The sequence below is a fragment of the Coleofasciculus sp. G3-WIS-01 genome (assembly GCF_040223135.1).
GTDB lineage: Bacteria > Cyanobacteriota > Cyanobacteriia > Cyanobacteriales > Coleofasciculaceae > Coleofasciculus.
Map to the genome: position 1 here is coordinate 47,801 of NZ_JAVJZI010000199.1, position 8,493 is coordinate 56,293.

9 protein-coding genes are annotated in these 8,493 nt (G+C 46.2%); 3 read left to right on the forward strand and 6 right to left on the reverse strand.

Going from position 1 to position 8,493, the window contains the following annotated elements; translation table 11 throughout:
- Window positions 1–128: 128 nt before the first annotated feature.
- Both hpsN and hpsL read right to left on the reverse strand, forming a co-directional pair.
- The gene (hpsN, locus tag RIM23_RS20740; RefSeq protein WP_446368985.1) at window positions 129–1,121 is read right to left on the reverse strand and encodes a hormogonium polysaccharide biosynthesis glycosyltransferase HpsN; all 993 of its coding nucleotides are present in this window, start codon (window positions 1,119–1,121) and stop codon (window positions 129–131) included.
- Between the two features lie 161 nt (window positions 1,122–1,282).
- Window positions 1,283–2,968, reverse strand: a complete 1,686-nt coding sequence (hpsL, locus tag RIM23_RS20745; protein WP_446368986.1) for a hormogonium polysaccharide biosynthesis protein HpsL — start codon at window positions 2,966–2,968, stop codon at window positions 1,283–1,285.
- Between the two features lie 110 nt (window positions 2,969–3,078).
- On the opposite strand from hpsL, the gene RIM23_RS20750 reads away from it, so the two are divergent.
- A complete protein-coding gene (locus tag RIM23_RS20750) occupies window positions 3,079–3,204 on the forward strand; it encodes a hypothetical protein (RefSeq protein WP_446368987.1) in 126 nt (41 codons plus the stop codon).
- Here the strand turns inward: RIM23_RS20750 and glmM are convergent.
- From glmM to RIM23_RS20765, 3 genes are all read right to left on the reverse strand, one after another.
- Window positions 3,201–4,664 carry a phosphoglucosamine mutase gene (gene glmM / locus RIM23_RS20755; RefSeq protein WP_446360601.1) on the reverse strand — a complete coding sequence of 488 codons (1,464 nt, stop codon included), beginning with the start codon at window positions 4,662–4,664 and terminating at the stop codon, window positions 3,201–3,203. The two genes, RIM23_RS20750 and glmM, sit on opposite strands and share 4 nt — an antisense overlap.
- 130 nt (window positions 4,665–4,794) lie before the next feature.
- Window positions 4,795–6,231, reverse strand: a complete 1,437-nt coding sequence (locus RIM23_RS20760) for a pentapeptide repeat-containing protein (RefSeq protein ID WP_446337992.1) — start codon at window positions 6,229–6,231, stop codon at window positions 4,795–4,797.
- Window positions 6,228–6,560: a hypothetical protein gene (locus RIM23_RS20765; protein ID WP_446368991.1), complete on the reverse strand. Its 333-nt coding sequence runs from the start codon at window positions 6,558–6,560 to the stop codon at window positions 6,228–6,230. The genes RIM23_RS20760 and RIM23_RS20765 overlap by 4 nt, the downstream gene beginning before the upstream one ends.
- 109 nt (window positions 6,561–6,669) lie before the next feature.
- Between RIM23_RS20765 and RIM23_RS20770 the strand changes: the two genes are divergently transcribed.
- Window positions 6,670–7,509, forward strand: coding sequence for a prephenate/arogenate dehydrogenase (locus RIM23_RS20770; RefSeq protein WP_446368992.1), 840 nt, complete (start codon window positions 6,670–6,672; stop codon window positions 7,507–7,509).
- 118 nt (window positions 7,510–7,627) lie between these two features.
- Window positions 7,628–8,233, forward strand: a complete 606-nt coding sequence (locus RIM23_RS20775) for a hypothetical protein (RefSeq protein ID WP_446368988.1) — start codon at window positions 7,628–7,630, stop codon at window positions 8,231–8,233.
- Here the strand turns inward: RIM23_RS20775 and RIM23_RS20780 are convergent.
- On the reverse strand, window positions 8,204–8,493 hold a 290-nt coding region (locus RIM23_RS20780), incomplete at its 5' end, for a transposase (protein ID WP_446368989.1). The two genes, RIM23_RS20775 and RIM23_RS20780, sit on opposite strands and share 30 nt — an antisense overlap.

Below are 8,493 nucleotides of genomic sequence, written 5' to 3' on the forward strand. Positions count from 1 at the left end.
AGTTATTTTAACACTGAGTTAGGGCGGGTTTTGTACTAAGGTTACTATCAATCGCGACAAGAGAGTCCCTAAACCCGCCCCGACAAACCATGTCCATTGAATGTCGCAAAGGGTCAAAACGTCCCCAATCAACCATCAACTTTTTCATCTAACCTGGTATAAATTTGTCCCTGATCCCAACTGGACTGGATTTGACTTTTCAGGGCGTCGATAAACCCGATAATGTAGAAACCTGCACGAGTGACAATTTTGATTGGGGAACCACTCTTGTTACAGGGTGGATTTCCCAGAACGTGACAATCAAAAAGCTTAGCGAATAAGCGCACCTGCTGACTGGGGGTGAGGTTTTTCAGCGCCATCAAGAAATGATTGTGATAAAACGTAACTTGGTATTTTAGCGATCGCGTACTAATATCATGACAGCCGCCAGTTTCTTCGCCTAGATGCACCAAATAGGCATCGGGATCATACCAAATCTGGTAACCCGTTTGCCGCGATCGCAGACAAAAATCCGACTCTTCCCGTACCGCACTCCCGCGAAATCGCTCGTCAAACCATATCCCATGCTTGGTAAAAATGTCCCGACGGTAGGACATATTACAGCCTCTGGCGGAAATCACCCACTGAGGTTTGATCGTATGCACTAAGTCAATGTGATACCAGGCAATTCCTGGGTCCATCGCCTGAGGTGGCAAATCCTCGATTTCATAATCTCCTTGATGTTTCTTCTTAGAATCTGCCAGCTTCATCCGGTCAAACACTCGCCCTGCAACCGCTCCAACCTCCTGACGCTGATAGTTACGGGCGTGAGCATCTAAGTAGCCAGCGGGCATTTTCACATCATCATCGATAAACACAACAATTTCGCCCGTCGCCCGTCGCACACCATAGTTTCGCGCCCCTGGTAAACTCGCCCAGTTCACCCGAAACCATTTAATTTTCTGGTCATTCGCTAATTGCTGTAAATAGGCTTCGATTTCAGGTTTATGGTTTTGAGTTTGATCAACCACTAAAACTTCTACAGCAGGATATTCTTGCTTGAGTACATCTTCTAAGGTATCTCGCAAGGGTTCTTCACGTTCGTAAGTGGGAATAATGACTGAAATTAACGGCTCATTCACGGCTTTTCTTATAGTTGTTGGAAAAGTTTTTAGTTTTGAGTGTGTAGGGGCGGGTTTCACTACTCTCGTTTTTTACCTCACCCAGATGTGACTAAACCCGCCCCGACTGAGTGCAAGAGGTAATTCCCCATCACCTCATCACCCCCTCACCCCCTCATACACTAAGAGACTACTGGGGTAGCAATTCGGGGTTTAGAGACCTTTTTTTTCCCGTTTTTTTGCGCGTCAGGTTCATCCTGTTCTTGGACAAGTTTAAGTTTTCGCAGTTCCTGTCTGTCTATCGCGGGTAAGGCTAAGATTGCTCCAGCAAAGAACCAGTAGTATACAGCCACGGGGTCTGTATCCAAAGGATACCAATAGGTGTTATAACTGATAATCAAAACAAAGACCCAATAACTAGAGCCAAAACTACGTAAATTTTTGTCACGAACTGATTGTTTTGCTTTAAATGTAGTAAATGTCAAGTGCGTCACAAACGCCAAAAACGCTAGGGTACCGATCATACCTATTTCAAAGATAAGTTTGGGATAATAGGTTTCAACCAGTGAAACATCCCCAAAGGTGCGAGTAGAATTAGTAGCTCGTCCTAAACCATTACCGAGCAATCCTTTGGTGTTATAAGTCGCCCATTCAAATTGATCTTGAATGAATGCTTGCGGTGGTGAAGCCTCAGCACGACTCTGAAAACTGTCAATCCGTTCCTGAACCAGTTCTGGATTCGTAGCTAAGCCAATCGCAATCACCAAGGCAAGTCCTACCCCAATCGGAATAAACCGCTTGAGATTCGCTATCTGACCTGTAAGAATTAACAAGAGTATCGTAATAGCTGGAACCAAAGCCAAGGCAATTCGCTGACCGCAGATTACCGCATTTACGAAAACCAGTGCCATTCCCACCAAACCCCCAATCCGCCAGAAAAAAGACGAATCGCTGAATGCGGCAGCAAACGTTAACGCACTATTGGCAATTAGGAACCAACCCCAGTGCCAAGGAGACACAAAAGTTCCTGGTAAGCGAATCATATTCTGTGATGGACTGTACAGCAAAGCCCCACCAATAAAACACCGAGCCTCTAAGGTTGCCTTAAATAACTCAACCCCGGAAAGATGATCCGTACCTTTACAGATACCCTGCTTGAGCATCATGTACTGCCACAGCCCTAGGACACAGCAAATAATTGCCAGACCTAGATGCAAACGGCTACAAAATAGCAAATCCTTTTTACTTTTGAGCAAATGTTGAGCGCAAAAAACCAGGGGAGCGTATCCCAGGAAAATTTTTAAGCCCAAAATTCCTTGAATAAAGGGTTGTCCTGATTCCTTGCCTGTTAACTGCAAACCGTTGACAAAGAATAATGTCAAAAGAGACAACACCAAACAAATACTCAGTGTTGGCATTAGGCTTTGGGGAACAAAAAAGGGTTTCTTTTCGCGTCTGCACTGTTGGTATAAGCCAATTAGAGCAGGAAAATACAATCCATCTTTGGCTAATTGGAGTAGAGCGCTACCACCCAGGCTATAAACAACAGTACCGCTAAAGGGCATATAAATGAAAAATAGCCACAGAGCCTTGCGGGGATATTTATAGGACAGACCAAAACAAGGTATGATAGCTCCGGCGATCACACCCATCTTCGGTTCGGCAACCACACTCGCGATCGCTCCTAGAAATATCCCTGGCAGTAGCGTCATGAACAGCCATTGAATCAGTTCTTGGCGCTGCCGTTGTGCTGTACGCTTTTGGGCTAGCTGCTCCTTCAGACTCAGGAGAGGGGCTTCAGACTGCTTTGACTGCTTTTTTCCTTTTTTTGAAGTTTTCGATTTTGATTTTGATTTTGATTTAACCATGGCAAAGCTGTCACGATGCCTATCTCTTTCGATTGTGGCACATTCCCAAGTGAGGGAGTTCTTGGAGCAGGGGGAGCATGGGGAGCAGGGAAGCAATGTAGAGACGTGCCATGGCACGTCTGGAAGCAGGGAAGCAATGTAGAGACGTGCCATGGCACGTCTGGAAGCAGGGGGAGAAAAAGTTAAATGATAGTTTTCTGCGAGCAGTATTGCCTTGGAGCCTTGGAGCCTTCTAACCTAAATGGTTTTCGACAACAGAAACCAGTTTGGCTGTCCAGTGCGTTGCCATTTGAGCTTCAACGGCTTCTACCATCACCCGGATAACGGGTTCGGTTCCCGATGCCCGGACTAAAACGCGCCCTTGATCTGCCATAACGGTTTGAGCTTGGGCAATGGCATCCATCAGGGGTTGACACTCTTGCCAATGTAAGCGGCGATCGCGGTTTTCGACGCGCACATTTTGCAACAGTTGGGGATAAGTCTGGAAGCTTTGATCAACCAGAGTATTCAAGGAAACCCCCGACTGACGTACCAACGAGGCTAAATGCAAAGCCGTTAACATGCCATCGCCTGTCAAGCCGTAGTGGTAACAAAGAATATGTCCCGACTGTTCGCCGCCGAGCATGGCACCACTGCGATTCATTGCCGCCTGAACATATTGGTCGCCTACAGCAGTTCGCACCAATTTGCCGCCCCTGGCTTTCCAGGCATTTTCAAAGCCCAGATTTGCCATAACAGTGGCAACAATTAAATCGTCAGGGAGTTGATTCGTTTGTCGTAATGTTTGCCCCCAGAAATAGAGAATATAATCCCCATCAACGACTCGACCTTCACAATCAACCGCCATCACCCGATCGGCGTCACCATCAAAGGCAAAACCCATATCGGCAGAGTGTTCTCGTACCGCGTTCTGGAGGCAGGTTAAATGAGTTGAACCACAATTAACATTAATGCGATCGCCATTGGGTTGATTATGTAAACAGATAACGGTTGCTCCCAACTGTGCAAAAACCTGTTCCGCTAAGTGCACGGAAGCCCCCCACGCCAAATCGAGGACGATTTTCATCCCTTGTAAATTGGTCACCGATTCCAGGGGACGCCGCAATGATTCGAGATAACGTCCCACTAATTCCGGTCGGTGGTAATGGTGACCCTGGCTATGAGCAACCACAGCCTTATCCACTATCCCTCGGATACCCGCCTCAATCTGCTGCTGCAATTCCCCTGGCAGTTTTGTCCCTTGGGCGCTAAAAAATTTAATGCCGTTGTCTTCTGGGGGATTATGACTGGCAGAAATCATCACCCCGCCCACGGCTTCTGAGAAACGGGTGAGATAGGCAACTCCGGGCGTCGGACATAACCCGATATTCCATACTTCCAATCCAGCTAGGTTTAAGCCTTTACTCAGCGCCGATGCCAACATATCACTGGAGTTTCGCGAATCCTGTCCGACAATCACCGGACCCAATGCTGAGGCTTGCGAATGTAAGACCTGACCTGCCCAAAACCCAATTTGTAGTGCCAATTCAGCCGTAAGCAGTTCTCCCACTCGTCCCCGAATGCCATCCGTACCAAACAAGGGAGTCTTTGGCAGGGTTAGGGGTAAATCCGTTAGCGTTCCATGGGTCGAAGATTTTTGTAGATGTCTGGGGGCAAAACGATATAAGTCCTGACGGCGGACAGGAGACGTAACCATAACTTGAATTTCCTCACACAACACGATACTGTGGAGAATAACACTTTCTTCTATGGTTGTTATAAGTCATTCGTCATTCGTCCCCTGCTCCCAGACGTGCCATGGCACGTCTCTACATTGCTCCCTCTGCCTATTGAGATTGCATCAACGGCTTGCCAAAGGCTGGATGGTAGTAAGCTGTCCAGGTTTGATTGTTAGAGTTAGTGATGATGGTTTGAGTGGGAGCTTGGAAAAAAGGACTCGACTTTCTGAAATCCACCGCCATTTTGGACGGATCAATCCCTTGTTCAAGGGTTTTCAGGAACTCTTGAATAGATTGGGATGTTTTAAAGCCCCACTTTTCCAGAACACTGGGTTCTAGCTTCTTGAGCAGTGCGATAATATTTTCTTGGGTAATCGTTGCATCTTTAAACGGAACAATTCCTAAGTAAGCAATAATCAACAATTCAGCATTACTGGCACTAAAGGTCAAAGAGGTTTTCCGCACGCCAACGTTCACGCTGGGTGCTGTATTGAGAACGGGGAAACTCTGCGCCAGTTGATGATAAACACGGACTAAGGCTAAATTCGCGGCTATATCTAAAGGGGCATCAATGATAATGGTGACGGTGGGTAAGGTTTCGTTAAAAAACTTGTGCGATACTTCTTCGCTGGACAGGGTAACAACCCGAGACCGATCGCCCTCTGGACTCAAATCAACCCATTCACAGACAATACCTTGGGTTTTGAGACCCACACGAGACACCCCATGCAATTTTGCCCCTGTGAGAGTCGCCCCGGTTAAGTCCGCCCCAATCCAATCAGCATAAATTAATCGCGCTTGGGTGAGATCGGCATGGACTAAACTGGTATTGAGCAAATTAGCATGACTCAAATCCGCCCCGGTTAAATTCGCGCCGCTTAACTTAGCCTCACTCAGATTTGCCCAACTGAGATTCGCACCACTCAAGTCAGTCCAGCGTAAGTTAGCACCACTGAGATCCGCACCCGCTAAATTGGCACAACTGAGATTGGCTTGCTTGAATTCAGCCTGTCGAACATTGGTATTACTCAGATCAGTACGGCTCAAATCGGCGGCGTTCAAATTAGCACCCTCCAGAATTGCCCCTGTTAAAACAGCTCCCCGTAGGTTAGCTTCGCTAAGATTAGCCCGGTGCAGTTTGGCATTTCTGAGGGCGGCTTCTCGCAGATCCGCACCACTGAGATTCGCTTCTGTTAGGTTAGCGCCACTTAATTTGGCACGAATCAGTTCTGCCCGAATCATCGCCGCCTGAGTCAGTTGCGCTCCCCCCAAGTCCGCTCGAATCAAATTGGCAACGTTGAGATTGGCTTTGGTTAAGTTGGCGTTGGAGAGATTGGCACCACTGAGTCTGGCTACATTAAGTCGTGCCCGACTTAAATTTGTACCAATTAAATAAGCACCACTGAGGTTGGCTACACTTAAGTTCGCGTCACTTAAATCGGCACCACTGAGATTAATCCCACTCAGGTTGGCTTCGGCAAGATTTGCCCCGGAAAAGTTTTTCACGCCAGCGGCATATTTTTTGAGAATTTCCATCACATTCATCTTTCTTCCCCCGTGGAGACCTCCGTTAACCTTATGGGTATAACGGGAGGAGGCAACGGGGGATTCTTTCGGGGGCGTTGAACCTCAGAAAGAATCAGGTTACTGTACATAAGAATAACCGTCTTTTTTATGAATAGGTGTGCAGTATTTGTGACGGATGCCTTGAACCAGCCCATCTTTGTTAATGCATCCCGAATTTGAAAGCCTCGGTGCTGTAAATCAGCTACCCAGACAACCTCACCTGTGCTGTCGTTAACCAACGCTAGCCCAGTTGTCTGCGGGCTGGGTTCAATCTTGATGGGGAGCGATTCTACTTCTAAGTTCCACACCTCCTGTTTCAAATGCTATCCTTAATTGAACTGCCAGTTGCCTAAAACCCAGCTTTGCCTAAAACTTAATTTAAGGGATTTGATTAGCTTAACGTGGATGGCTATGATCATGAAGATTGGAATTGTTGGGCTGGGACTGATTGGGGGTTCCCTGGGACTGGACTTGAGAAAATTGGGTCATTCTGTCTTGGGAGTATCTCGCCAAGACTATACCTGCAACAGAGCCATTGAACTAGGTGTGGTGGATGACGCCAGTGTCAAAATGAACCTACTGGCAGCTTCTGATATTGTTTTTATTTGTACACCAATTTCTGCGATCGCGCCAATGCTCCAGGCGTTAATTCCTCACCTATCGCCCGAAACTATTATCACAGATGTGGGTTCGGTGAAAACGGCGGTGGTGGAAGCGGTAACCCCCCTGTGGCATAATTTTGTCGGTGGACATCCCATGGCGGGTCGAGAATCGAATGGGATTGAGGCGGCGGTATCGGGGTTATTTACTGATTGTGCTTATGTGTTGACACCTCTGGATACGACGCCACCCACCGCCGTGAAACAGGTTGAGCATTTGGTGCGATCGCTCACGAATCGGGTCTATTTCTGTAGTCCTCAAGATCATGATCGCGCTGTCGCTTGGATTTCTCACCTGCCTGTTATGGTGAGTGCGAGTCTCATTAATGCTTGTATCGATGAAACTGACCCGATTGTCTTAGAGTTAATACAGCAGTTAGCTAGTTCCGGGTTTCGTGATACCAGTCGGGTGGGTGGCGGAAATCCGGAGTTAGGGGTGATGATGGCACGTTATAATCGGGACTTTTTATTGCGATCGCTCTTATCCTATCGTCACTGTCTCGACGAATTGATTGAACGGGTTGAGCAAAGCGACTGGCAAGGCTTAGAACAGCAACTCCAAGACACTCAAGCCGCGCGATCGCAATTTTTCTCCTAATCCCTAAACTCCAAACCTCCCCACTGTTTTCGTAATGCCGTGAACGCTCAGAGTGGGGTCAATACGGCAATGGATAGAGAAGCCGGAGCAGCAGAAATTATAGCTTGAGCATTATCGTATGTCCTACAGCGAGTTTAGTTTAACTAAAGCCAAACAAGAGCTTGGCTTAACGACTTTAGAAAAACGTGATATTTTTGCCGATGTTCCTGAATTAGCCAGTAGTAAATTATTGACAGAAATCCTCGACTATAACCTAGCGATCGCATTAGGCAGTAATAGTGAAAAAGCTCGTTCAGAACTGATTATATCGCCCATATTAGTTGATTTACGCCGACAATTACAGGAGCAAATTAATTTATTTTCTGGGGTAGACTTTACTGTAGATGAAACCAAAGGATTAAATGGAACTTGCGATTTTATTATAACTAAATCCCCAGAAATCCTGATCGTAACAGCACCTGTAATTACAATTATAGAAGCCAAAAAAGAGAATATTAATGCCGGACTGGGTCAGTGTGCGGCGGCAATGGTTGCGTCCCAAATTTTTAACCAGCGTTCAGAAAGTGAGATTAAAACAATTTACGGTGCAGTGACGACGGGTAGTATTTGGCAATTTCTTAAATTAGAAGGGCAAACCTTGTCCATTGATTTAAGCGAATATTATCTCAAAGATGTAGATAAAATTCTCGGTATTTTAGCGAGTGGTATTTCTCAACCGTTTTAATAGTTTCAGTTTATTGTTAACTCCTTCAACGACTCCATTGGTTGTTCTCTTTTCAAAGTACCCGACGACTTCAGCAAACCATCGTTTTATGGCTGAGACACTTTTTTTATAGTAATTCTGAGCCTTATTTAACCAATCAATTATTTTAAAAGTTCCCTCACCCAGGTTTTTAGTTTCTTCAAATATCTGATACAATTCTTCTTTTAATGAATGCATTATTCCAATTAAAGGCGAGGCTTCTTTGACTTGCTCTAATTTTT